This window comes from Streptomyces sp. NPDC040718 (assembly GCF_055593565.1).
Genome location: NZ_JBVIXO010000007.1, coordinates 248026 through 271306 on the forward strand (window position 1 = coordinate 248026; position 23281 = coordinate 271306).

The following is a 23281-nucleotide window of genomic DNA, read 5'->3' on the forward strand; positions in this document are numbered from 1 at the left end:
CCACAGGTTCGGATCCGCATTGGCGCGATGTCGGAGGCATCGGGTTGCATGGGGGCATGAACGCAGACCTGAGGTCCTCGGCCGATTCCGTACTCGCCCGCCTCGTGGGCGACCCCACGGGCACCGCGCGGCTGCGTGAGGACCAGTGGCGGGCGATCGAGGCCCTCGTCGCGCACAAGCGGCGGGCCCTGGTGGTCCAGCGCACCGGCTGGGGCAAGTCCGCGGTCTACTTCGTGGCCACGTCCCTGCTGCGGGCGAGCGGGGCCGGACCGACCGTCATCGTCTCCCCGCTGTTGGCGCTGATGCGCAATCAGGTCGAGGCCGCCGCGCGGGCCGGCATCCACGCGCGCACCATCAACTCCGCCAACCCGGAGGAGTGGGAGGGCATCCAGGCCGAGGTGGCGGCGGGTGAGGTCGACGTCCTGCTGGTGAGCCCCGAGCGGCTCAACAATCCGGACTTCCGCGACCAGGTGCTGCCCAAGCTGGCGGCCGCCACGGGGCTGCTCGTGGTCGACGAGGCGCACTGCATCTCCGACTGGGGGCACGACTTCCGTCCCGACTACCGCCGGCTGCGCACGATGCTCGCCGATCTCCCGCCGGGCGTCCCCGTGCTGGCGACGACGGCCACCGCGAACGCCCGGGTGACGGCCGACGTCGCGGAGCAGCTCGGTACGGGTGCCGGCACGGACGCGCTGGTGCTGCGCGGCCCGCTGGACCGCGAGAGCCTGAGCCTGGCGGTCCTGGCCCTGCCCGACGCCGCGCACCGGCTGGCCTGGCTCGCCGACCACCTCGCCGAGCTGCCGGGATCCGGAATCATCTACACGCTGACGGTGGCCGCCGCGGAGGAGGTCACCGCCTACCTGCGCCACCGCGGGCACACCGTCTCCTCGTACACCGGCAAGACGGAGAACGCCGACCGGGAGCAGGCGGAGAGCGATCTCCAGGCGAACCGGGTGAAGGCCCTGGTGGCGACCTCCGCCCTGGGGATGGGCTTCGACAAGCCCGACCTGGGCTTCGTGGTGCACCTGGGCTCGCCGTCGTCCCCCATCGCCTACTACCAGCAGGTCGGCCGGGCCGGCCGCGGGGTGGAGCACGCCGAGGTGCTGCTGCTGCCGGGGCGTGAGGACGAGGCGATCTGGCAGTACTTCGCCTCGGTGGCCTTCCCCCCGGAGGAGCAGGTGCGCCGCACCCTGGACGCGCTGGCCCAGGCGGGCCGCCCGCTCTCGCTGCCCGCGCTGGAGCCGCTGGTGGACCTGCGCCGCACCCGGCTGGAGAGCATGCTGAAGGTGCTCGACGTGGACGGGGCCGTCCACCGGGTGAAGGGCGGCTGGACCGCCACCGGCGAGCCCTGGGTGTACGACGCCGAGCGGTACGCCTGGGTAGCCCGGCAGCGGGCGGCCGAGCAGCAGGCGATGCGGGACTACGCGGGCACGACCGCCTGCCGGATGGAGTTCCTGCGCCGCCAGCTCGACGACGAGGAGGCCACCGCCTGCGGCCGCTGCGACAACTGTGCCGGAGCCCGCTTCACGGCGGACGTCTCCGGCGCCGCGCTGGACACCGCGCGGGGCGAACTGGGCCGCCCCGGAGTGGAACTGGAACCGCGCAGGATGTGGCCGACGGGGCTCGCGGCGGTGGGCGTGGACCTCAAGGGGCGGATCCCGGCCGGGGAGCAGTCGTCGACCGGGCGCGCCCTGGGCAGGCTGTCCGACATCGGCTGGGGGAACCGGCTGCGCCCCATGCTGGCCCCGCAGGCGGCCGACCAGCCGGTTCCGGACGATGTCGCGCAGGCCGTGGTGGCCGTGCTCGCCGACTGGGCCCGGGGCCCCGGCGGTTGGGCCTCGGGGGCCGCTGACGCTCCGGCCCGGCCCGTGGGCGTGGTCGCGCTGCCTTCGCGCAGCCGCCCGCAGCTGGTCGGCTCCCTGGCCGCGCGCATCGCCGAGGTGGGGCGGATCCCCCTGCTGGGGGCGCTGGAATACACGGATCAGGCGCCGCAGTTCGGTCTGCCGTCATCGAACAGCGCCCAGCGGGTCCGCGGGCTCCACCAGGCGTTGACCGTGCCACCGGCCCTGGCCGCGAGCCTTTCCGGGGTCCGGGGTCCGGTGTTCCTCGTCGACGACCGCGCGGAGAGCGGATGGACCCTCGCGGTGGCCGCCCGGCTGCTGCGGCGGGCGGGGGTCGAGGGGGTGTTTCCGCTGGTGCTCGCGCTCCAGCCGTAGCGGAATGCGTCATCTTCGGCGTGGCGGGGCAAGGATATGAGCGGCATACCGGCGAATTCCGGTCCGCGGGCGCAAATGCTCATTGCCCCATCCTCGCGGGCCACGCGAGAATCGGAGTGCTCCCGCTCGGCTCGTCGGCACTCTCCTGGGCCGCGCTGCGGCGCGCCCACACCCCAGCCGTGCCCGTACGCGGGCGTGTACCCGAAGGGAGGACCGTGACCTTCGGATTCGCCCCGTCCTCGACCACGTCACTGGCAGCGGCGGCCGGTGGCGCAAGCCGGCACGGCAGACTGCTCGAACCCTCCGAGTGGACGGCGGCGGGGGTCCCCCTGCTCCGCAATCCGCGCGAGGTGGTCAGCGGGCTGCACTCCCGGCACAGCCCCGCTCCGTCCACCGCCGTCATAGCCGTGCTCGGTCCCGAGGAACAGCTCGTCGCGAGCGCCTCGTTCGTGCAGAAGTCCGCTTCGGCGGACGGCTGGGAGTACCGCAACGCGCTGCTGTCGCGGCTGCGCCGGGTGATCCCGCACGACCTGCGGCGCCGGACCCCGGTCCGGACGGCGGTGCTGATGTACTGCCGTGACGGAGACGAGCGCTGGACCGAGGAGGACGGCGCCTGGATGTGGGGGCTGCGCGACGCCTGCACCCTGCACGGACTGCGCTGCGGGGCGTACATCACGCTGACCCGCGGCGGCTGGCAGGTGGTGGGTGAGGGCCGTGGCGGGCGGCGGCCCGGTTCGGACTCCCGGCCCGAGCCGCTCGGCTCCCTGACCCCCGAGCTCGCGCCGCTGACCCTGAGCACCGTGGGCGGCTCTTCGGAGCCCCTGCGCCGGACCGCCGCGCGCTGAGGCTCCGGCAACCGGCGGTCCCCGGCGCCGACGCCGACGCCCCGGACCGGACCGGACGGCCACCGCGGCGACGGCCGCGATGCCGACGCCCCGGCAGGACCGTACGCCGTGGGAAGCCGCCGCGCGCCGCTGCGGACGTGCGGGGGCAGCCCTCACGGCCGTACTCCCGGGGAAGGGGGTACGGCTGGTCGGGCTTCGGACTTCAGCGGGGCCGGCCCATGGCCCGCCCCGCCCCTCGCCCGCGCGGGATACGGGGCGTCAGACGCCCGCACCCAGCACGGAGTTGATCTGCTGGACGTCGCCGCACACGATCAGCAGCGCACCAGCCCCGGCGAGCGCCACCGGCAGTGCGGTGGAGGTCGCCTCGGCCGGTCCGCCGTTGGCCGCGAAGACCACGACGGGGCGGCCGGCGGCGCGCTCCACGTGCGCCGCGTCCGCGTAGAAGACGTCGTCCCCGGCGTCGTGCTGGGCCCAGTAGGAGGCCTCGCCGAAGGACAGCTCGTGGGCGGCCCACGGGTGCGGGTCGCCGGTGGTGATCACCAGGATCTCGCCGGGCGCGCGCCCGGTGTCGAGCAGCAGGTCCACGGCCTCCTCGGCCGCGTCCAGCGCGCCCTCGGCGGAGGCCGGGATCAGCTGGACCTGCGGGACCGCCGCCGAGACGGACGGCGCGGTGGGGGCTGCGGGAACGGGTCCGGGGGTGGTCTCCGCCGTGCGCGGCGCCGGGGGACCGGGCCGGGGGGCGACACCCGCGCGGCTCGCCGCCGCGGGGGAGGGACCGGGGCGTCCGGGCCGGGGAACGGCTACGGGACGCGGACCAGGTACAGGGCGGGGGGTCTGCGCGGTGCGGCTCGCGGCCGGCGTGACGCGGGGACCCTGGGCACTCTCGTGAATCTGAGGCTCCTCGATGGCGGGGGTGAGAGGCATGAGTTGATATCTATCAAACACCGGTACGAAACGTACCGGTCGGTGGCACGTGGGTGCGATCAGAAATCGAAGCCGAGTTGGCCTCCGTTTTCCAGTTCCATCGCTTCCTCGCTGCGGCGCACCTTCTTCAAGTGCCGCCACTGGGGCAGCGCGTCGAGGTAGGACCACGAGAGCCGGTGGTACGCGGTGGGCCCGCGCACCTCCAGCGCGGCCCGGTGCACCGGCGAGGGGTAGCCCGCGTTCGCGGCGAAGGCGAAGTCCTCGATTCCGTCGCCCGGTTCGCCGAGTTCGGCCATCATCCGGTCGCGCCGGACCTTGGCGATCACCGAGGCCGCGGCCACGGCGACGCAGGACTGGTCGCCCTTGATGACCGTACGGACCCGCCAGGACGGGCCGAGGTAGTCGTGCTTGCCGTCGAGGATCACCGCGTCGGGCCGCACCGGGAGCGCCTCCAGCGCGCGCACGGCCGCGAGCCGCAGGGCCGCCGTCATCCCGAGTTCGTCGATCTCCTCCGGGGAGGCGTGCCCGAGGGCGTGCGCGGTGACCCAGTCCTCCAGGACCTCGAGCAGGGCGTCGCGCCGCTTCGGGGTGAGCAGTTTTGAGTCGGTGAGCCCTTCGGGCGGCCGGCGCAGGCCGGTGATCGCCGCGCAGACGGTGACGGGACCGGCCCAGGCCCCTCGTCCGACCTCGTCGACCCCGGCGATGACCTTGGCGCCGGTGGTTGCACGGAGGGAGCGCTCGACGGTGTGGGTGGGTGCTTCGTACGGCATGGCGCCAGCAAGGTTACGCCGCCCCGGGCCGCCTGCACACCCCGGCCCGGGCCAAGCGGCGCCGGGGCGTCCCCGGGGGGCCGTCGGCGGGCGCCGGCGGGCCCGTGCCGAGGTCGTCGGCCGGGCTTCCCGACGCTTCACACCCGGAGCATCGGCACCATCAGCCCGTCGATCATCTCCGCGATCTCGACGTCCGGCCATTCGCTTCCGCACACCTTCGTGCGATACATGAGCATCGCCGGAATCACCTCGGTGAGCATGGGACTCGTGGCGTCGGGACGGACGTCCCCCCGCTCGATTCCGCGCTGGAAGAGCTCCCGTATCACCTCGTGCGCCGGCTCGTGCAGGCCCTTCCAGATCACCTCGCGGAACAGGCCCGCATGGGCGTGGTCGCACTCGTGAAGGACTGCGCGCAACGCCACCCCGGCCTGGGAGCGCATGACGTCCCGCATCCGCACGCACAGCCGGTACAGGTCCTCGCGCACCGATCCGTGGTCGGCGATCTCCCCCAGGGCGGGCAGTCCCGCCCGCAGCACCTCGGCCACCAGGTCGGTCTTGGTGGGCCAGCGCCGGTAGACGGCGGCCTTGCCCGTGCGCGCCCCGGACGCGACCGCCTCCATGGTGAGGGCGTTCCAGCCGACGGTGCTCAGCTGCTCCAGCGCGGCGTCCAGAATCGCCCGTTCGAGCGCCGGCCCCCGCCTGCGCACCGGCGCCGCGTCCGCCGACCAGCCCGAACCCGCCATGCCCCATACCTCCGACCGGCGCGGGTGATTCCCCGTGCACATTTTCAGCCTTAGTGAACGCTTGCGTTCCCTACATCCCGGCTCCTACCGTGGACCCGCAGTGAACGAAGGCGTTCACTATTTCACTTCGGGGGGATCCACAGTGACAAGCGCTCAACTCGCCAAGCCCCGGATACCGGGGGCCGCCCGACGGCCCGGACGTCCAGGGGTGGCGCTCGCCGTCATCGCCGCCTGCCAGCTCATGGTCGTCCTCGACGCGACCATCGTGAACATCGCCCTGCCGCACATCCAGACGGCGCTGTCCTTCTCCACCACCGACCTGTCCTGGGTGATCAGCGCCTACACCCTCGCCTTCGGGGGGCTCCTGCTGCTCGGCGGCAGGGCCGGCGACATCCTGGGCAGGCGCCGCGTCTTCGTGGCCGGAATCCTGCTGTTCACCCTGGCCTCCCTGCTCGGCGGCTTCGCCCAGGAACCCTGGCAGCTGATGGCGGCCCGCGCCCTCCAGGGCGTCGGCGGGGCCATCGCGTCGCCGACCGCGCTCGCCCTGATCACCACGACCTTCGCCGAAGGCCCCGACCGCAACCGCGCGTTCGGGGTCTTCGCCGCCGTGTCCGCAGGCGGCGGCGCGGTCGGCCTGCTGGCCGGCGGCATGCTCACCGAGTGGCTCGACTGGCGCTGGGTGCTCTTCGTCAACGTGCCGATCGGCGTGCTCATCGCCGTCCTCGCCCCGCTCTACATCAACGAGTCCGAACGCCACCCGGGCCGCTTCGACGCCGCCGGCGCGCTCACCTCCACCGCCGGGATGGCCTCACTCGTCTACGGGTTCATCCGCGCGTCCGAGGACGGCTGGCGCGACTCCCTGACCCTCGGCTCCTTCGCCGCCGCCGTCGTCCTGCTCGGCCTCTTCGTGCTCATCGAGTCGCGGGCGGCCGAACCGATCATCCCGCTCCGGATGTTCGCCGACCGCAACCGCGCCGGCACCTACCTGATCATGCTCGGCCTCGCCGCCGCCATGTTCGGCATGTTCTTCTTCATCGTCCAGTTCGTGCAGAACGTGCTGGGCTTCTCGCCGATCCAGTCCGGCGCAGGCTTCCTGCCGGTCACCGTGGCGATCATCGCCGCCGCCGGGCTCTCACAGCGCTTCCTGCCGCGCCTGGGCCCCAAGCCGTTCATGGTCGCCGGCTCGGCCCTCACCGGAACCGGCCTGGCCTGGCTGACCTTCATCCGCACCGACAGCACCTACCTGTCCGGCGTGCTCGGCCCGATGCTGCTGTTCGGCTTCGGCATGGGCCTCAACTTCGTCACCCTCACGCTCACCGCCGTCTCCGGTGTGGCACCGCAGGAGGCGGGCGCGGCCTCCGGGCTGCTGAACGCCAGCCAGCAGGTGGGCGGTTCGCTCGGCCTGTCGATCCTGGTCACCGTCTTCGGCACCGCCGGGCGCGACGAAGCCGCCAATCAGGTCCCGGACTTCATGGCGCACGCCGAACCGGGCCAGCTGGCCGCCTTCAAGGAGACCGGACAGCTGCCGGACCCCTGGGGGGACCTCGTCCTCACCCAGGGCATCTCCACCGCCTTCGTCGCAGCCGTCGCCATGGCGGGGCTGGCACTGGCCACCGCGCTGCTGGTGATCCGGGTGCGCAAGAGCGACCTGGAGGCCCTGAGCGGAACCGCCGCCGAGGCCGGCCCCGCGGCCTGAGCGCGCGGCCCCGTACGAGCCCCACGGCCGCCGCCGGGAAGACGTACGAGGAGCACCGGGCGCGGAGCCGTCCCCGCGCCCGGCACCGGCGCCACCCGGCCGGGACCCCTCAGCAGCCGGTACCCGTCAGCCGGGCAGGCCGGGCAGCCACGCCGGAAGCGCCTCGGTCCGGTCCAGCCAGGGCTGCGGCAGCGCCGCTTCCCCGCGCCCGCCCAGTACTCCGCCGACGATCGCGCAGGTGGTGTCCACATCGCCGCCCACCTGGGCGGTGGTCCAGAACGCCCGCTCGAAGTCGTCCAGCGCCCGGGCCGCCGACCACAGCGCGAAGGGCACCGTGTCGTGGGCGCTCGTGCGCCGCCCGCAGCCCAGCACCGCGGCGACCGTCGTCGCGTCGCCGTAGTCCAGCATGTCCCGCGCCCTCCGCACGCCCGCGCCGACGGCGCTGCGCGGCACCAGCGCGATCACCCCGTCCAGCAGGTCCGTGGCGGTCGGCACCCCGGACGGGGACGCCGCCAGCGCGGCCGCGGCGGCGACGGCCATCGCCCCGCACACCGCCTCGCGGTGCTGGTGGGTGGTGTAGGCGGAGATCTCCGCCTGGTGCGTGGCCTGCTCGGGGTCGTCCGCGTACCAGGCGCCGAGCGGGGCGATCCGCATGGCGGCGCCGTTGCCCCAGGAGCCCTGCCCGTTGAAGAGCTCGGCGGCCAGCGTGCGCCAGTCCTGGCCCTCCCGGACCAGGCGCAGCATCCGGTTCACGGCGGGCCCGTAACCGCGGTCGAAGTCGTGGTGGTCGGCGAAGGAGGCCGCCAGCGCATCCTGGTCGACGCGGCCGTGCGTGGCGAGCACGGCCACCACCGAGCAGGCCATCTCGGTGTCGTCGGTCCACTGCCACGGCTCGCTGCCGGCCGGCAGCTCGCGCCTCTTCAGCAGCGGATAGTTGACGGGAACGAAGTACTGGGAGCCCAGGGCGTCCCCCAGCGCCAGCCCGCGAAGGCTGGACAGGGCGCGTGCGTAACGCGTTTCGGGAGTGGAGTCAGCGGTCATCGCGCGTCACTTTAGCCGTCCAGGCCATAAGGCTCGGGTGTGGTCCACCGCTCAAACGGGCGGTCCATCCGGTACCGGCCGTCGGGTCCGAGGAGCAGGACACGGTATTCGCCGTTGCCCGGGTTGGACAGGGCCTCGAACTCGGACACCGACCAGTGGAACCAGCGCATGCAGAACAGCCGCATCGTCAGCCCGTGGGTGACCAGCAGGACGTTCTCGGGATGGTCCGGGGCCTCGAAGCTCCGGTAGAGGCTCTCCAGGAAGGACCCGACGCGGTCGTAGACGTCGGCGCCCGACTCGCCCTGCGCGAAGCGGTAGAAGAAGTGCCCGTACGCGTCCCGGTACGCCTTCTGGAGCTTCACGTCGTCGCGGTCCTGCCAGTTCCCCCAGTCCTGCTCGCGCAGCCGGGGCTCCTCCCGCATGCGTACCCGCGACGGGTCCAGCCGCAGCCCGCGGAAGGTCTGCAGGGTCCGGCGGTAGGGGGAGACGTACGCGCTGATGCTCTCCTGGCCGAAGAGCTCGCGCAGCCGCTCCCCGGCGGCCGCGGCCTGCTCCTGGCCGGTGCGGGTCAGCCGCAGGGCGTGGTCGGGCTCCCGCTCGTACACCGTGTCATCGACGTTTCCCTCCGATTCCCCGTGCCGGACAAGGACGATGCGCCGTGGTCGAACCATCCCCCGACCCTATTCGGCCGCCGGGGCCGGTACGCCCCGGGCACGCCGGTCGGGGGTGACGCTTGTCCTACGGTCATACCGTCCAGCCCGGTTCGAGGTCGACGACGTCCCCGGTGAGCGCCTCCACGTCGGCCTCGGTCTGGGCGCGCAGGGAGAGCCGCTCCACCCGCTCCTGCCGGTACTTGCCGTGCTCCGCCGCCGCCCGCCACATCGACAGCACCAGGAACTCCCGGCCCGGCGCCTCGCCGAACAGGCCCCGGATCATCCCGGGCGACCCCGCCATGGCCGGGTTCCACACCTTCTCCTGCATCAGCGCGAAATGGTCCACGCGCCCTTCCCGCACCCGGGTGTGGGCGACCCGCACCACGTCGGCATCGCTGAAGCGCGGCTCGAAGCCGGTCTTCACGTCGAAGCGGTGGTCGAAGAGCGTGACCCGCGCATCGGTGTAGGTGCCGTTCTGCGAGGCCGCCAGTCTGTCGTGCGAGCGGGCCATGAAGGAGTCGTAGAAGGAACGGCTCTCCCAGAACGCGAAGACATGCGCGACCCCCTGCCGGCCTCTGCTCCAGCCGCCGCCCTGCCCCCGGAATCCCGGTTCGCCGGGCAGCCCCGCCCACTTGCGCTGCCCGCGCTCGAACCCGCGTCGGTCCGTCACCGTGCAGCGAATCCACTTGACCAGCACCGCGCCATCGTACGGGCCGGGCGCGGTCCGGGTCAGTCCCCGGAGCGGTGGATCCGTACCAGTTCCGCCGCATCCCGCTCGGGCAGCCGAAGCCCGAACTCCCGGTCGAGGAGGGCGGGCAGCCGGTCGGAGTCCACCGGCTCCCGCTCGGTCCGCCCGTCGGGGAAGAGGCGCATGAGCTCGCGCCCGACGAGCGTCTTGCGGACGGCGTCTCCGGGAAGCTGCGCGATGGTCTGGCCTACGAAGGAGGACCGGGGGTGTGTGGAGCTGTAGTGGTTCAGCACGACGTAGTCGACGGGGTGGTACCGCTGCGGTGAGAAGGCGTACAGGTCCCACCACTCCTCCCCGCGGCGGGCCCGGAGCACGAGCACGCCCTCCTCCTCCTCGTGGACCGCGTACGTCCACGGGCCCTGGCGCACCTCGCTGCCGGGCCGTGCGAGCGGGACGGGCTCGCGCGGGCCCATGTAGCCGAACCCGGCGTCGCACAGCCACGGTTCGCCCTCGACGGTGACGACGAGCATCGCGTGCGTCACCGCGAGCAGGGAGTCACCCCGCGTGCGGTTGCGGGCACCGCGCCCGGAGACCTCGAAGCCGATCCGCTCCAGGGCGGCGGCCAGCAGCGAGTTCTGCTCGTAGCAGTATCCGCCCCTGCGGGCGCGCACGAGCTTGTCCTCCAGCGCCTCGACCTCCAGCTCGACGGGGCGGCCGAGCAGGACGTCCAAGCTCTCAAAGGGGATGGCGGCGGTGTGGGCCCGGTGCACCTCGTACAACGTCTCGAGGTCCGGCCGGAGTTCCCCCGCCGCCCGTCCCGTCCGGGCGCCGAGCCCGATCCGCGCCAGGTACGCGTCCAGGTCCAGTCCGTCACCGCTCCACATGGCTCTGCGCTCCCCCGCCGTGAAATCCCCGTGCCCGCGCCTGCACGGGCCCCGCACAATGATCGCCATGACCGCCCTGCACACCAACCCCCTCGTGATGCGCCAGCTCCACTCCAGGATCGCGGAGTGCCGGGAAGACCTGGTCACCCGGCCCTCCCGGACGATCCCCCACTGACGGACGGCCCTGCGCCGGAGCGGGCGCGGATACAGATGCGGGGTACGGGTACGGGTACGCCGGAGGGGACCGGCCGTGGGCCGGTCCCCTCCGTTCGTGTGCCGCGGGTCAGCTCCGCGGCTCAGCTACCCGCGTCGGGTCAGCTGCAGCCGCTGGTGGAGCCGCAGCCCTCGCAGATGTAGCAGGAGCCGGCGCGCTGCATCTTCGTACCGCAGGAGAAGCAGAGCGGGGCGTCGGCGGAGACGCCCATCTGCATCTCGACCAGCTCGGCGTTGCTGTGCGCCGTCTTGGGGGCCGGGACCGGGACGATCGCCACGGGCTTGGCCACGGCGGCGACGGGCGCCGACTGGGCGAGGGACTCGGTGTCGAGCTCCTCCTCGTCGAGCGGCTCGTAGGAGCCGGTGTCGAGGTGGCGCTGACGCTCCTCGGCGGAGTGGATGCCGAGCGCCGAGCGGGTTTCGAAGGGCAGGAAGTCCAGCGCCACGCGACGGAAGATGTAGTCGACGATCGACTGCGCCATGCGCACGTCGGGGTCGTCCGTCATACCGGCCGGCTCGAAGCGCATGTTCGTGAACTTCGCGACGTACGTCTCCAGCGGGACGCCGTACTGCAGGCCGACGGAGACGGCGATCGAGAAGGCGTCCATCATGCCCGCGAGGGTCGAACCCTGCTTGGACATCTTCAGGAAGACCTCGCCCAGGCCGTCGTCCGGGTAGGAGTTCGCGGTCATGTAGCCCTCGGCGCCACCGACCGTGAAGGAGGTGGTGATCCCCGGGCGGCCCTTCGGGAGGCGCTTGCGGACCGGACGGTACTCGATGACCTTCTCGACCGCCGTGCGGATGGTCTCCTCGGCCTTCTCGGTGACCTCGGCCTTCTCCTCCTCCTTCTTCTTGGCGGAGAGGGGCTGGCCGACCTTGCAGTTGTCGCGGTAGATCGCGAGCGCCTTGACGCCCAGCTTCCACGCCTCGAAGTAGATCTCCTCGATCTCCTCGACGGTCGCCGACTCCGGCATGTTGACCGTCTTCGAGATCGCACCGGAGATCCACGGCTGGATCGCGGCCATCATGCGGACGTGGCCCATCGGGGAGATGGAGCGCTCGCCCATCGCGCAGTCGAAGACCTCGTAGTGCTCGGTCTTCAGGCCCGGGGCGTCGACGACGTTCCCGTGCTCGGCGATGTGGGAGACGATCGCCTCGATCTGCTCTTCCAGGTAGCCCAGGCGGCGCAGGGCCTGCGGGACGGTGCCGTTGACGATCTGCATCGAGCCGCCGCCGACGAGCTTCTTGAACTTGACCAGGGCCAGGTCCGGCTCGACACCGGTGGTGTCGCAGGACATCGCGAGACCGATGGTGCCGGTCGGCGCGAGGACGGAGGCCTGGGCGTTGCGGAAGCCGTTCTTCTCGCCGAGGCGCAGGACGTCCTGCCAGGCCTCGGTGGCCGCGGCCCAGATCGTGTTGTCCAGGTCCTCGGTGCGCGGCGCGACGGCGTTGGCGTCGGCGTGCTGCTTCATGACGCGCTTGTGCGAGTCGGCGTTGCGGGCGTATCCGTCGTACGGGCCGACGATGGCGGCCAGCTCGGCGGAGCGCTTGTACGCGGTGCCGGTCATCAGCGAGGTGATCGACGCGGCGAGGGTGCGGCCGCCGTCCGAGTCGTAGGCGTGGCCGGTCGCCATCAGCAGGGCGCCGAGGTTGGCGTAGCCGATGCCGAGCTGGCGGAACGCGCGGGTGTTCTCGCCGATCTTCTGGGTCGGGAAGTCCGCGAAGCAGATGGAGATGTCCATCGCGGTGATGACCAGCTCGACGACCTTGGCGAAGCGCTCGGCGTCGAAGGACTGGTTGCCCTTGCCGTCGTCGTTCAGGAACTTCATCAGGTTCAGCGAGGCGAGGTTGCAGGACGTGTTGTCCAGGTGCATGTACTCGCTGCAGGGGTTGGACGCGGTGATGCGGCCGGACTCGGGGCAGGTGTGCCAGTTGTTGATCACACCGTCGTACTGGATGCCCGGGTCGGCACAGGCCCACGCGGCCTCGGCCAGCTTGCGGAAGAGCGCCTTGGCATCGACCTTCTCGATGACCTCGCCGGTCATGCGGGCACGCAGGCCGAACTCGGTGCCGTTCTCGACGGCCGTCATGAACTCGTCGTTCACACGGACGGAGTTGTTGGCGTTCTGGTACTGGACGGACGTGATGTCGTCGCCGCCCAGGTCCATGTCGAAGCCCGCGTCGCGCAGGGCGCGGATCTTCTCCTCTTCCTTCACCTTGGTGGCGATGAAGTCCTCGACGTCCGGGTGGTCCACGTCCAGGACGACCATCTTGGCCGCGCGGCGGGTGGCGCCGCCCGACTTGATCGTTCCAGCGGAGGCGTCGGCGCCGCGCATGAAGGAGACCGGGCCGGAGGCGTTGCCGCCGGAGGAGAGGAGCTCCTTGGAGGAGCGGATGCGGGAAAGGTTCAGGCCTGCGCCGGAGCCGCCCTTGAAGATCATGCCCTCTTCCTTGTACCAGTCGAGGATCGACTCCATGGAGTCGTCGACGGCCAGGATGAAGCAGGCGGAGACCTGCTGCGGCTGGGGCGTGCCGACGTTGAACCACACCGGCGAGTTGAAGCTGAAGATCTGGTGCAGGAGGGCGTAGGTCAGCTCGTGCTCGAAGATCTCCGCGTCGGCGGGGGACGCGAAGTAGTCGTGGTCCTCGCCGGCCTTCGTGTACGTCTTCACGATGCGGTCGATGAGCTGCTTCAGACCGGTCTCGCGCTGCGGGGTGCCGACGGCGCCGCGGAAGTACTTGCTGGTGACGATGTTGACCGCGTTCACCGACCAGAAGTCGGGGAACTCGACGCCGCGCTGCTCGAAGTTGACCGAGCCGTCGCGCCAGTTGGTCATGACGACGTCACGGAGCTCCCAGTTCACCTCGTCGTAGGGGTGCACGCCGGGGGTGGTGTGGATGCGCTCGATCCGCAGGCCGCCCTTGGCGGCCTTGGTCCCCTTGGCGCGGGAACCACGTGCCGAGCTGCTCGCCGTCTCTGTCATGCCGCCTGCCTCCCATATGCGGGCAAAAACGCCCTAAAGTGCCAGCGCTATTCCGCGGCACAGTGCTGTGTGTCTTGTATCTACGAATCTCGCCCCACCGACCGGCCGGACCGCGCTGCACTGCGGCCCCGAACGGTCAGTCGGCGGCGGAGGCGGGCACGGGGACGACCGCGGGGGTCCCTCCGGGCTCGCACTCGTGGGGGTGAGGCCGCGGCTCGCGCAGTTCGGCGATGGCGGTCTCGAAGTCTTCAAGGGTGTCGAACGCTTTGTAAACGGATGCGAACCGCAGGTAGGCGACGAGGTCGAGTTCCTGCAACGGGCCGAGTATGGCCAGACCCACGTCGTGGGTGGTCAGCTCGGCGCTCCCGGTGGCGCGCACCGCCTCTTCGACCCGCTGGCCGAGCTTGGCGAGGGCGTCCTCGGTGACCGGCCGCCCCTGGCATGCCTTGCGCACGCCGGAGATGACCTTGGTACGACTGAAGGGCTCGGTGACCCCGCTTCGCTTGATCACCATCAGCGAGGCCGTCTCCACCGTCGTGAAGCGACGGGAGCAGTCGGGGCACTGGCGGCGCCTGCGGATCGACGTTCCGTCGTCGGTGGTGCGACTGTCGACGACGCGGCTGTCGGGGTGCCTGCAGAAGGGGCAGTGCATGGTTCCCTCACCCTCCTCTTGGCACGACTGAATCACCCCACGGAGCCCCTCAACGACGGAGAGCGAGTCTTCGCCGGGGGCTCGTGAAGCAGCCACAAGCATATGCGATCCCGGGGACCTCGGCGGACCCGAGGACCACAACTTCTGGGTGGCCGCGCCCATCCAACCACTAGATCTTGGGTTGCGCCGGATTTACGCCGCTCCGCGTGTCGCGGTGTCCGATGGCCGGATACGGGGGCTCCTGGTGCCAAACTGGGCCCAGCGCCGGACCCCGCCCGAGCATGGCCGATCCAACCGGGAAGGGTACCGTAAGGAGCGCACGCGGAGCCGAACCCGCGTTCGTCCGGACCCGCGCCGAACGCATTCCGGTTGACCGTCGCGACGACCTCTCCGGACCCGTCCGGACGGCCGCCATCACCTACCGCCCATACACCTGCAGATCTAACCCGGGCGGGGGATCCGCGATTTTTCACTCGAACGTGTGTTTGGCGCAACCTTTCGAAAGCTACTACCGTTGTCCAGCTAGGGAGAACATTTCGAGAGGGGCCGACGTGACCACCACCGCAGACAGTGCCACCATCACTGCCCAGAACCGCTCCCAGAGCCGACTCGAGCCGGTGCATGCCATGAATGACGCAAGTCAGAACCAGGAGGCGGAGGCCGTACGCCCCGCGCGCTCCCTGCCAGGGCGACCTCCAGGCATCCGCGCCGACAGCTCCGGGCTCACGGACCGGCAGCGGAGGGTGATCGAGGTCATCCGGGACTCCGTGCAGCGCCGCGGCTACCCGCCGTCGATGCGCGAAATCGGCCAGGCGGTCGGCCTCTCCAGCACCTCCTCCGTGGCGCACCAGCTGATGGCCCTGGAGCGCAAGGGCTTCCTGCGGCGCGACCCGCACCGGCCCCGCGCCTACGAGGTGCGCGGCTCCGACCAGCCCAGCTCGCAGCCCACGGACACCACCGGCAAGCCCGCCGCCTCCTACGTTCCCCTGGTCGGCCGGATCGCGGCCGGCGGGCCGATCCTGGCCGAGGAGTCCGTCGAGGACGTGTTCCCGCTCCCCCGCCAGCTCGTCGGCGACGGCGAACTGTTCGTCCTCAAGGTCGTCGGCGACTCGATGATCGAGGCCGCGATCTGTGACGGCGACTGGGTCACCGTCCGCCGTCAGCCCGTCGCGGAGAACGGCGACATCGTCGCCGCGATGCTGGACGGCGAAGCCACCGTCAAGCGCTTCAAGCGGGAGGACGGCCACGTGTGGCTGCTCCCGCACAACGCCGCCTACCAGCCGATCCCCGGCGACGAGGCGACCATCCTCGGCAAGGTCGTCGCCGTACTGCGACGGGTCTGATCCCGCCCCGTCGCCCCTCAGCCAGCTCCGGGACCCACTGCGCCGGTCCCGGAGCTGTTCCATGCCCGCGGGCACCACCTCCCCGCGAACTGCCGCTCCCGGCTTGATGCCGGCCGGGCTCCGGCTCGGCCCCTACTTGCCGTCGGCCTTCGCGCTCGCGTCGATGGCGGCCAGCGAGCGGCGCACCTGGTTGCGGTCCGTGGTGTACCAGAAATCGGGCAGCGAGGCCCGCAGGAAGCTCCCGTACCGGGCCGTGGCCAGCCGCGGATCCAGGACCGCCACGACGCCCCGGTCTCCCGAGGCCCGTACGAGCCGGCCCGCACCCTGGGCCATCAGCAGGGCGGCATGGGTGGCCGCGACCGCCATGAAGCCGTTGCCGCCGTTCTCCTCGACCGACTTCTGCCGTGCGCTCATCAGCGGGTCGTCGGGGCGCGGGAACGGGATCCTGTCCATGATCACGAGCTGGCAGCTGGGACCGGGCACGTCGACGCCCTGCCACAGGGACAGCGTCCCGAACAGGCAGGTCTTCGGGTCCGCCGCGAAGGTCTTGATCAGCTCGCCCAGCGTCTCCTCGCCCTGGAGCAGGATCGGGTTGTCGAGTCGCCCGCGGAGCTCCTCGGCGGCGGCCTTGGCACCGCGCATGGAGGAGAAGAGGCCCAGGGTCCGGCCGCCGGAGGCTTCGATCAGCTCCGCCAGCTCGTCCATCATGTCGCCGCGGGTGCCCTCCCGGCCCGGGGTGGCCAGGTGCTTCGCGACGTAGAGGATGCCCTGCTTCGGGTAGTCGAACGGCGACCCGACGTCCAGACCCCGCCACACCGGCACGCCCTCGCCCTCCACCCCTTCCGGGGAGAGGCCCAGCGAGGCCGCGACGCCGTTGAAGTCGCCGCCCAGCTTGAGGGTGGCGGAGGTGAGGACCACCGAGCGGTCCTCGAAGAGCTTCTCGCGCAGCAGCCCGGACACCGAGAGCGGGGCGACCCGCAGGGTGGCGCCGAAGCGGTCGTGGCGCTCGTACCAGACGACGTCGTACTCGGAGCCGTTGGTGATCCGCTCCGCCACCGCGTGGACGTTCTCCACGGCGGCGAGGGCCTGCTTGCGGACGGCGTCCTCGTCGTGGACGGACTTGTCCCGCGTGGCACCGATCGCGGAGATCACGTTGCGCGCGGAGTCGCGCAGGGACATCAGCGCGTAGCCGAGGTCCTCGGGGATCTCCTCCAGGCGGCCGGGGAGCGCCAGCTCCATCACCCGCTCGAAGGTCTCCGAAGCTGTCTGGAGGGAGTCCGCGGTCTTCTCGTCGACCAGCTTGGCGGCCCGCTTCACGGCCCGGTTGACCTGGCCCGGGGTGAGCTCGCCGGTGGCGACGCCGGTGACGCGGGAGACCAGCTCATGGGCCTCGTCCACGATCAGCACCTCGTGCTGCGGGAGCACCGGTGCACCCTCGATCGCGTCGATGGCGAGGAGCGCGTGATTGGTGACGACCACGTCCGCGAGCTTGGCCCGCTCACGGGCCGCCTCCGCGAAGCACTCGGCCCCGTAGGCGCACTTCGTCGCGCCCAGGCACTCCCGGGAGGAGACCGAGATCTGGCTCCAGGCCTTGTCGGAGACGCCGGGGGTGAGGTCGTCGCGGTCGCCGGTCTCGGTCTCGTCCGCCCAGTCGCGCATGCGCAGCAGGTCCTTGCCGAGCTTGCTGGTCGGGGTCGCCGCCTCGAACTGGTCGAAGAGGCCCTCCTCCTCGTCCTGCGGGACCCCCTCGTGGAGGCGGTGCAGGCACAGGTAGTTGGACCGGCCCTTGAGCATGGCGAACTGCGGCCGGCGGCGAAGCTGCGGGTGCAGCGCCTCGACCGTGCGCGGCAGGTCGCGCTCGACGAGCTGGCGCTGGAGCGCGAGCGTCGCCGTGGCGACGACGACCCGCTCGCCGTGCGCGAGGGCCGGCACCAGGTAGCCGAGGGACTTGCCGGTGCCGGTGCCGGCCTGGATCAGCCGGTGGGAGTTGTCGTCGATCGCTTCGGCGACGGCTTCGGCCATGGCCACCTGGCCGGGCCGCTCCGTGCCGCCCACGGCGGAGACGGCGGCGTGCAGCAGGTCGGGGAGGGAGGGCTTCGTCATAGCACTGCCAACCCTACGGGGCGCCACCGACAGCGACCGCATCGATCACTCTTCAGGGGCCGTGGAGCGGGTTGGGCACGGTGCCGTGGACGACGGCGCCCGGGCGGTCCGGGCGGTCGCGGTAGCCGTCCGCGTGGAGCCGGTTCCGATTGAGGCAGAGCCGGTCGATCCGCTCCGTCAGCAGGTCGAAGAGCCGGTGGCGGTCCTTGTCCTCGGGGAAGCGGGCCTGATGGAGGAGGATCTCCGCCCGTACGAGGGACCAGAACTCGCCCTCGGGCACGCCGAGCCGGTCGTCGCACAGGGCGGACAGGTAGCGGAAGACGCCGATGAACAGTCCGGAGTGGATGAACTGGGTGAGGAAGCCGGGCGGCTCCGTGAGCAGCGCGGCCCTGACCTCGTCGGGCATGGACGCGTGCTCCGGCAGGGGCGTACTGCTGATGTTGACGTCGTCCACGAAGTCCTTGACCGCGAGGCGGACGGGGACGTCCTGCTCGTCGAAGATCACGACGGTGTTCTCGCCGTGCGGGGAGAACACCGTGCCGTAGCGGTAGAGGAAGTGCAGCAGCGGGGGCAGCAGGGCGGCGAAGAGGCGGCGCAGCCAGGCCTGGGGGGTGAGGCCGGAGCGGGCGACGAGCTCGGCGGTGAAGGAGCGGCCGCGGGGATCGACGTGGAGGAGGGAGGCGAGGGTGCGGGCGCGCTCGCCCGGGGCGAGGCGGTCGGCCAACGGCTCGCGCCAGATCGCTCCGAGGAGTTCCTTGTACTGGTACGGGACCTCGGGGAGCCCGTCGTACACGGGGTGGCGGACGGTGACCGAGGCGACCTCTCCGAGCAGCACGACCCGGCATTCGTCGCGCAGGAAGGGGTCGGCGTCCCGGAGCGAGTGGATCCAGGCCGTGACGGCCGGCGCGGCAACGCTGAGGTCGCTGGGCAGGCCGCGCCAGACGGTGGTGTTGAAGACGGACAGCGGGAGTTTGACGCTGTGCCGGTCGGGACGGGTGAGGTTGAGGAAGGTGCGGATCGACTGCTGCGGGATCCGGTCGTCGGGGTCGGCGGGGAGGGGCACAAGGGTGCCGGAAGCGAGCTCGGGGGCGAAGAGGGGCAGGACGATCTCGTCCCACTGCCAGGGATGGACGGGGAGGTAGAGGTACCGGAGCGGGTCGAGGCCCCGGTCGCGCAGGATCCGGTCGAACCCCGCACGGGTGGCCGGGTCGAGTTCGGCCGCGTAGAGCCGGGCCGGGTCTTCGAGGCCGGCGGTGCCGCGGTACTCGGCCAGGGAGGTGTGGGCGGCGAGCCAGGGCAGCCGCTGCCGGGTGCGCGCTTCGGGGGCCCAGGCTGCGGCGTCGCCGGCGGACCATCCGACGCGGCCCTTGTTGAGGACGAGCCAGGGGTGGCCGGTCTGGTGGCCTTCGAGCGCCGCGTAGTCCAGGTCGGCGAGGACGTCGGCGGTGGAGGCGTGGTGGTCGAGCCGGGCGTCGGCGGCGAGGGTGGAGCTGAGCTCGTGGATCAGGTGGCCGAGGGTCGGACCGTCGAGGCGCAGGAGGCTCCGGGCCCGGACGAGGAAGCCGTACGGGTCCCCGAACGCGATCGGGGGCTCCGTGGAGGGGTCCGGCGGGGTCAGCGTGATCGTGTCCGGCTCGACCTGCCAGCTGCCGTAGGCACGCCGGCGGGCGCGGAAGCCCAGGCTGCTGCCGTCGTCGAGGCTCAGGGTCCAGGCGTCGCCCGCGGCCGAGGGCACCGGGACGGGGCTGACGATCTCCTCGTACGCGAACTCGCCGAGCATCTTGGCCAGCAGGCGGCGCGCAGCGAAGTCCCAGGTGGGTCGGTTGAGTTCGGGGGGCGTGCTCGGGTGCTGGGGCGACGGGGGAACGGCGTGCCCGGCGGAGTCGGGGACTGCGGGGAAATTCGGCACGGCACTCCTCGGATATCGGGAACCTTGCTGAACGACGCGGAGTTCTGGAGATGAGAGCTGTGAAAACCGAATGCCGAATGCCGAGAACCGAATACCGAGGGTCGAAGACGCGAACCGGTCAGGTCGATCGGGATGGCGCGATGAGCGGGATGACCGGGTGGCGATCAGAGCAGATTGCGCAGGGCCCTCTCACGGATCATCAGCGCGGCTCGCTTCTCGGGCAGGTCGATTTCCGTGGAATAGCGGAAGCCGGCGTTCATGAAGGCTGAAACGGAAGGGGTGTTGCGAATGTCCGGTTCCGCGATGACGCGTGTGCATCGGGGGCGGTTGTCGAAGACGAGCTCGGCGACGGCCCGCAGCAGCGTGGTGCCCAGGCCCCGGCCCCGGTTCGTTCCGTCTCCGATGAGCAGGTGGATACCGGTGTCGTGCGAGCGCGCCGGGTAGTGACGGGAGAGCGGGTCGAGATCGGCCCGGTAGATCTCCCAGTAGCTCATGGGGCTGCCGTCGAGGAGGCCCAGGCAGGGGATGCTGTGGCCGTCGCCGTCGAGCTGGGCCCGCAGGTGGGCCTCGGTCACGGTGGAGGATCCGCCGAGCTCCCAATAGGCGGCCACCTCGGGGTCGTTCATCCAGCCCGTGAGCAGTTCCAGGTCCCGGCCCGGCCGTACGGGTTCCAGGCGGAAGGCCCCTGCCGGTGTCGGGGCCGCGCCCCAGCCCGCTGGTGAGTCCAGGAGTTCCGCCTCGGCGAGCAGCGGCAGCAATCCGACGGTGAAGCGGTGCGCGGTGGCCTGTTGGGAGGCGGGGCCGCCGGCGGTGCTCGTGGTGGTGTCCGTGGGAGGCATCGGGGCTCTTCTCGGTGTCGGTGGGAGCGCGTCAGTCGTGGAGGGGGTTGGCGATGGTGACGTAGACCGACTGGGTGTCGACGGGGCCCACGAGTTCGTCGAACCCGCCCAGGCGGGTGAGCAGGTTCGCCTTGCAGCGCAGCGTGGGTGAGTCGAGGAGCCGCGCGGGGACCGGGCCGAGGCCCGAGGCCTTGCCGAGGAAGCGGCGGAAGGCGGCGAGGAGCACGCGCTCGTCGGCGAGCCGCTGCGATCCGAAGGCGCCGATGAGGCCGATCACGTTGTTGATGCCGAGGTAGTAGGCGAAGCGTTCGTCGGTGACGGCGTCCGGAACGAAGGTGTCGCTGGCGCCGCCAATGCCGGGAAGGCGTCGTTCCAGTTCGGCGCGGCGGGAGTCCCGGAAGTAGTAGCCCTGGTTGTCGCGGAAGCGGCCGCCGACGGGCCAGCCCGCCCGGTCGAGGAGCACCACGGTGTTCTGCTGGTGCGCTTCGAGGGCGATGCCGGCGAGGGCGTCGAAGGCGAGGACCGGCAGGACGACGTGGTCGAGGTAGCGCAGGAACCACTCGGCGGCGACGGCGGCTACGGGCCGGCCTGTGGTCACCGCGAGCCGGGAGAGGGTGTCGGAGAGCCGGGAGCGCATCGTGGTCCTGCCGGGCCACGGGCGGAGGGAGGTCAGTGCGGCGACGCAGACGGCGTCGTCGTCGGAGCGGAAGGGGTTGTGGCGCAGTACGGCGTCGAATCCGCGGACGGGGTTGCCGTCCAGGGCGTCGACGGCGACCCAGGCGGGGTCGCGGACGATGTCGAAGCCGGGGTGGGCGGTCTGCCACTGCTCGGCGAGGCCGGTGCGGAGCAGCCGGTGGACCTCGACGCCGCGGTGGAGTTCCTTGCGGAGGTTCTCGCGCCGGGAGTTGGTGATGCGCAGCCCGAGGGAGAGCTTGAGCATCGCGGGGGCGCCGGGGCGGTGGACGGTGCGGACGGAGGAGGTGGGGTACCAGGGGGCGCCGTACGGGCCCAGGTCGGTGATGAGTCCCGCGTCGCGGAGGGCGGTGACGGCGGGACGCTGGAGGAGGTCGCGGGCCTGCCAGGGGTGCAGGGGGAGGGCGGTGGTGCCGGCGGGCAGCGGGAGACCGGGGGCGAGCCGGGCGAGGAGCTGTGCGGCGGAGACCGGGCGGCCCCGTTCGGTCCAGGCGGAGTCGGTGGCGAGGGCCTCGGGCGCGACCGCGATCCAGTGCAGGGGGAAGGAGCCGTGGAGTTCGGGTGAGTAGTGGCGTACTTCGGCTTCGGAGAGTCCTTCGCGGCTCTTGGGGTCCGGTTGGAGGGGGTGGCCGAGGAGGAGTGACTGTTCGGCGGTGAGGAAGCGGTCGCCGGCGACGGGGGCCGGGCCGGTGGGGCGTTGGCGGCGGTCGGCGATGAACTCGGTGGTGCGGCGCACCGAGTCGGCGACCCGGCCGACGAGGTCGGTGCCGCTGCGGCCGTCGCCCTCGCGGGCGAGCAGGGCCCCGAGGGTGACGGCGTCCACGGCGGGTGCGTGGGCGGGAGCGCCTTCGAGGCGGGCGGGCGCGAAGCGGTGCCAGCCTGCCGGGGACCAGTACCGGACGGGGACGAGCAGCGCGGCTCCGGACGCGGGGAGGGGGATGCGGAGCAGGGTTCCGACGGGCCCGTCGGGGCGGCCGATGCCGCTCTCGCGAACCCAGCACCGCAGCAGGTTCTCCACCGTCGCGGATTCGGCCGCGGTGGCCGGGTCGGGGTGGTCCAGCAGGTCGGACAGCGCCGCCGGGTCGGGGCCTGTGGGGCCGGTGCCGCCGACCCGGGGGCGGAGGGTGCCGTCCTTCTGCCGGGGCACGCTGCCCGCCGGGGCGTGCGCCGGGGCGGCCTGCGCCGCCGGTACTCCGGGCACAGGGGCGGGCTCGGCTCCGGCCTGGGCCCGCCCGGGGGCCGCCTGCTCCCGGTCCGCTGCCGGGGATGCCGCGGGCCGCTCGGGCTGCGCGGAGTCCGGGCGGGGCCGCGGGGGTACCTGCGCGGCGGCGGGCGGCCCGGGCTGCGGGGGGCCGGCGGGGTGCCCGGCGGCAGGCGGCCGGGCAGAGCCGTCGGGCCGCGCCGTGGCGGGCGCGGCCGCCGGGCTCACCGGGGCCGGATGCTGCTCGGGGGCGGCTGCGGGCTGCCCCGGACCGGGGGCGACCGGACCCTGGGACGGGGCGTTGCCGGGCACCGCCGCCGGGTGGGCCGGCGCGGGCGCGGCTGCGGGTGCACCCCCATCGGATGCCGCCTGGGCGGCGGTGGCCGGCAGCCCGTCGGGGGTGGCGGCCGGGGCCGGAGCGGCGGCCGGGGCCTCGGTCGGGGTAGCTGGGGCGGCGGGGCCAAAGCGGGCCGGGGCTGGGGTGCCCAGGGCGGCGGCGCCCAGGTCGGCCGGGGCCGGGGTGAGGGGGCCGGGCGGGATGCCGGCGAGGGGTGTGGGGGCCGGGGGGACCGAAGCCGCGATCGGAGCCTGCGCCGGGTGGGCCGCCGGCTGGCCTGGGGCGTGGGGGGCCAGCCGTGCCTCGGCGAGAGGCGTCGGGGAGGGGGCCAGGGCCGGGGCGGCGGCCGGGGCCGGGCTGGCGGGCTGGCCTGGGGCGGCGGCCGGGGCGGGGCCCGGGGCAGCGGGTGGGGCCGGGGCAGCGGGTGGGGCCGGGGCAGCGGGTGGGGCCGGCCTGGCGGCCGAGGCCGGGCTGGCGGGCTGGCCCGGGGCAGCGGCCGGGGCCGGGGTGGCGGGCGGGGCCGGGCTCGCGGGCGGGCCCGGGGCGG

17 protein-coding genes are annotated in these 23281 nt (G+C 72.6%); 4 read left to right on the forward strand and 13 right to left on the reverse strand.

Going from position 1 to position 23281, the window contains the following annotated elements:
- Positions 1-56 precede the first annotated feature (56 nt).
- Together ACZ597_RS20325 and ACZ597_RS20330 are read left to right on the forward strand one after the other, a co-directional pair.
- Positions 57-2216 carry a RecQ family ATP-dependent DNA helicase gene (locus ACZ597_RS20325; RefSeq protein ID WP_471331877.1) on the forward strand — a complete coding sequence of 720 codons (2160 nt, stop codon included), beginning with the start codon at positions 57-59 and terminating at the stop codon, positions 2214-2216.
- A gap of 215 nt (positions 2217-2431) precedes the next feature.
- Entirely contained in the window at positions 2432-3061 is a 630-nt protein-coding gene (locus ACZ597_RS20330) for a hypothetical protein (RefSeq protein WP_471331880.1), read from the forward strand.
- Positions 3062-3319: 258 nt separating this feature from the next.
- Here ACZ597_RS20330 and ACZ597_RS20335 read toward each other — a convergent pair whose 3' ends face one another.
- From ACZ597_RS20335 to ACZ597_RS20345, 3 genes are all read right to left on the reverse strand, one after another.
- A complete protein-coding gene (locus ACZ597_RS20335; RefSeq protein ID WP_471331881.1) occupies positions 3320-3985 on the reverse strand; it encodes a hypothetical protein in 666 nt (221 codons plus the stop codon).
- A gap of 59 nt (positions 3986-4044) precedes the next feature.
- Complete coding sequence (locus ACZ597_RS20340; protein ID WP_471331884.1) at positions 4045-4755, reverse strand: ribonuclease HII; 711 nt, start codon at positions 4753-4755, stop codon at positions 4045-4047.
- Between the two features lie 137 nt (positions 4756-4892).
- Positions 4893-5498 carry a TetR/AcrR family transcriptional regulator gene (locus tag ACZ597_RS20345; protein ID WP_471331886.1) on the reverse strand — a complete coding sequence of 202 codons (606 nt, stop codon included), beginning with the start codon at positions 5496-5498 and terminating at the stop codon, positions 4893-4895.
- A 142-nt stretch (positions 5499-5640) separates the two neighbouring features.
- On the opposite strand from ACZ597_RS20345, the gene ACZ597_RS20350 reads away from it, so the two are divergent.
- Positions 5641-7194, forward strand: coding sequence for an MFS transporter (locus ACZ597_RS20350; RefSeq protein ID WP_471331888.1), 1554 nt, complete (start codon positions 5641-5643; stop codon positions 7192-7194).
- Between the two features lie 126 nt (positions 7195-7320).
- On the opposite strand, the gene ACZ597_RS20355 is transcribed toward ACZ597_RS20350, so the two are convergent.
- The 6 genes from ACZ597_RS20355 to nrdR all read right to left on the reverse strand — a co-directional run bounded on the left by ACZ597_RS20355 (position 7321) and on the right by nrdR (position 14309).
- Complete coding sequence (locus ACZ597_RS20355; RefSeq protein WP_471331891.1) at positions 7321-8235, reverse strand: ADP-ribosylglycohydrolase family protein; 915 nt, start codon at positions 8233-8235, stop codon at positions 7321-7323.
- A gap of 11 nt (positions 8236-8246) precedes the next feature.
- On the reverse strand, positions 8247-8906 hold the full coding sequence (locus ACZ597_RS20360) for a histidine phosphatase family protein (protein ID WP_471331894.1): 660 nt from the start codon (positions 8904-8906) through the stop codon (positions 8247-8249).
- 73 nt (positions 8907-8979) lie between these two features.
- A complete protein-coding gene (locus ACZ597_RS20365) occupies positions 8980-9585 on the reverse strand; it encodes a YdbC family protein (protein ID WP_007266991.1) in 606 nt (201 codons plus the stop codon).
- Positions 9586-9617: 32 nt separating this feature from the next.
- Positions 9618-10460 carry an arylamine N-acetyltransferase family protein gene (locus ACZ597_RS20370; RefSeq protein WP_471331896.1) on the reverse strand — a complete coding sequence of 281 codons (843 nt, stop codon included), beginning with the start codon at positions 10458-10460 and terminating at the stop codon, positions 9618-9620.
- 314 nt (positions 10461-10774) lie between these two features.
- On the reverse strand, positions 10775-13657 hold the full coding sequence (locus ACZ597_RS20375; RefSeq protein WP_471331899.1) for a vitamin B12-dependent ribonucleotide reductase: 2883 nt from the start codon (positions 13655-13657) through the stop codon (positions 10775-10777).
- Between the two features lie 136 nt (positions 13658-13793).
- On the reverse strand, positions 13794-14309 hold the full coding sequence (gene nrdR, locus ACZ597_RS20380; protein ID WP_125816927.1) for a transcriptional regulator NrdR: 516 nt from the start codon (positions 14307-14309) through the stop codon (positions 13794-13796).
- Positions 14310-14860: 551 nt separating this feature from the next.
- On the opposite strand from nrdR, the gene lexA reads away from it, so the two are divergent.
- Entirely contained in the window at positions 14861-15652 is a 792-nt protein-coding gene (lexA, locus tag ACZ597_RS20385) for a transcriptional repressor LexA (protein WP_125602045.1), read from the forward strand.
- 132 nt (positions 15653-15784) lie between these two features.
- Here the strand turns inward: lexA and ACZ597_RS20390 are convergent, their stop codons facing one another.
- The 4 genes from ACZ597_RS20390 to ACZ597_RS20405 all read right to left on the reverse strand — a co-directional run bounded on the left by ACZ597_RS20390 (position 15785) and on the right by ACZ597_RS20405 (position 22397).
- Entirely contained in the window at positions 15785-17755 is a 1971-nt protein-coding gene (locus ACZ597_RS20390; RefSeq protein ID WP_471331901.1) for an ATP-dependent DNA helicase, read from the reverse strand.
- A 52-nt stretch (positions 17756-17807) separates the two neighbouring features.
- Positions 17808-19664: an IucA/IucC family protein gene (locus tag ACZ597_RS20395; protein WP_471331904.1), complete on the reverse strand. Its 1857-nt coding sequence runs from the start codon at positions 19662-19664 to the stop codon at positions 17808-17810.
- Positions 19665-19828: 164 nt separating this feature from the next.
- On the reverse strand, positions 19829-20503 hold the full coding sequence (locus ACZ597_RS20400) for a GNAT family N-acetyltransferase (protein WP_471331907.1): 675 nt from the start codon (positions 20501-20503) through the stop codon (positions 19829-19831).
- A 31-nt stretch (positions 20504-20534) separates the two neighbouring features.
- Complete coding sequence (locus tag ACZ597_RS20405; protein WP_471331910.1) at positions 20535-22397, reverse strand: IucA/IucC family protein; 1863 nt, start codon at positions 22395-22397, stop codon at positions 20535-20537.
- Positions 22398-23281 lie beyond the last annotated feature (884 nt).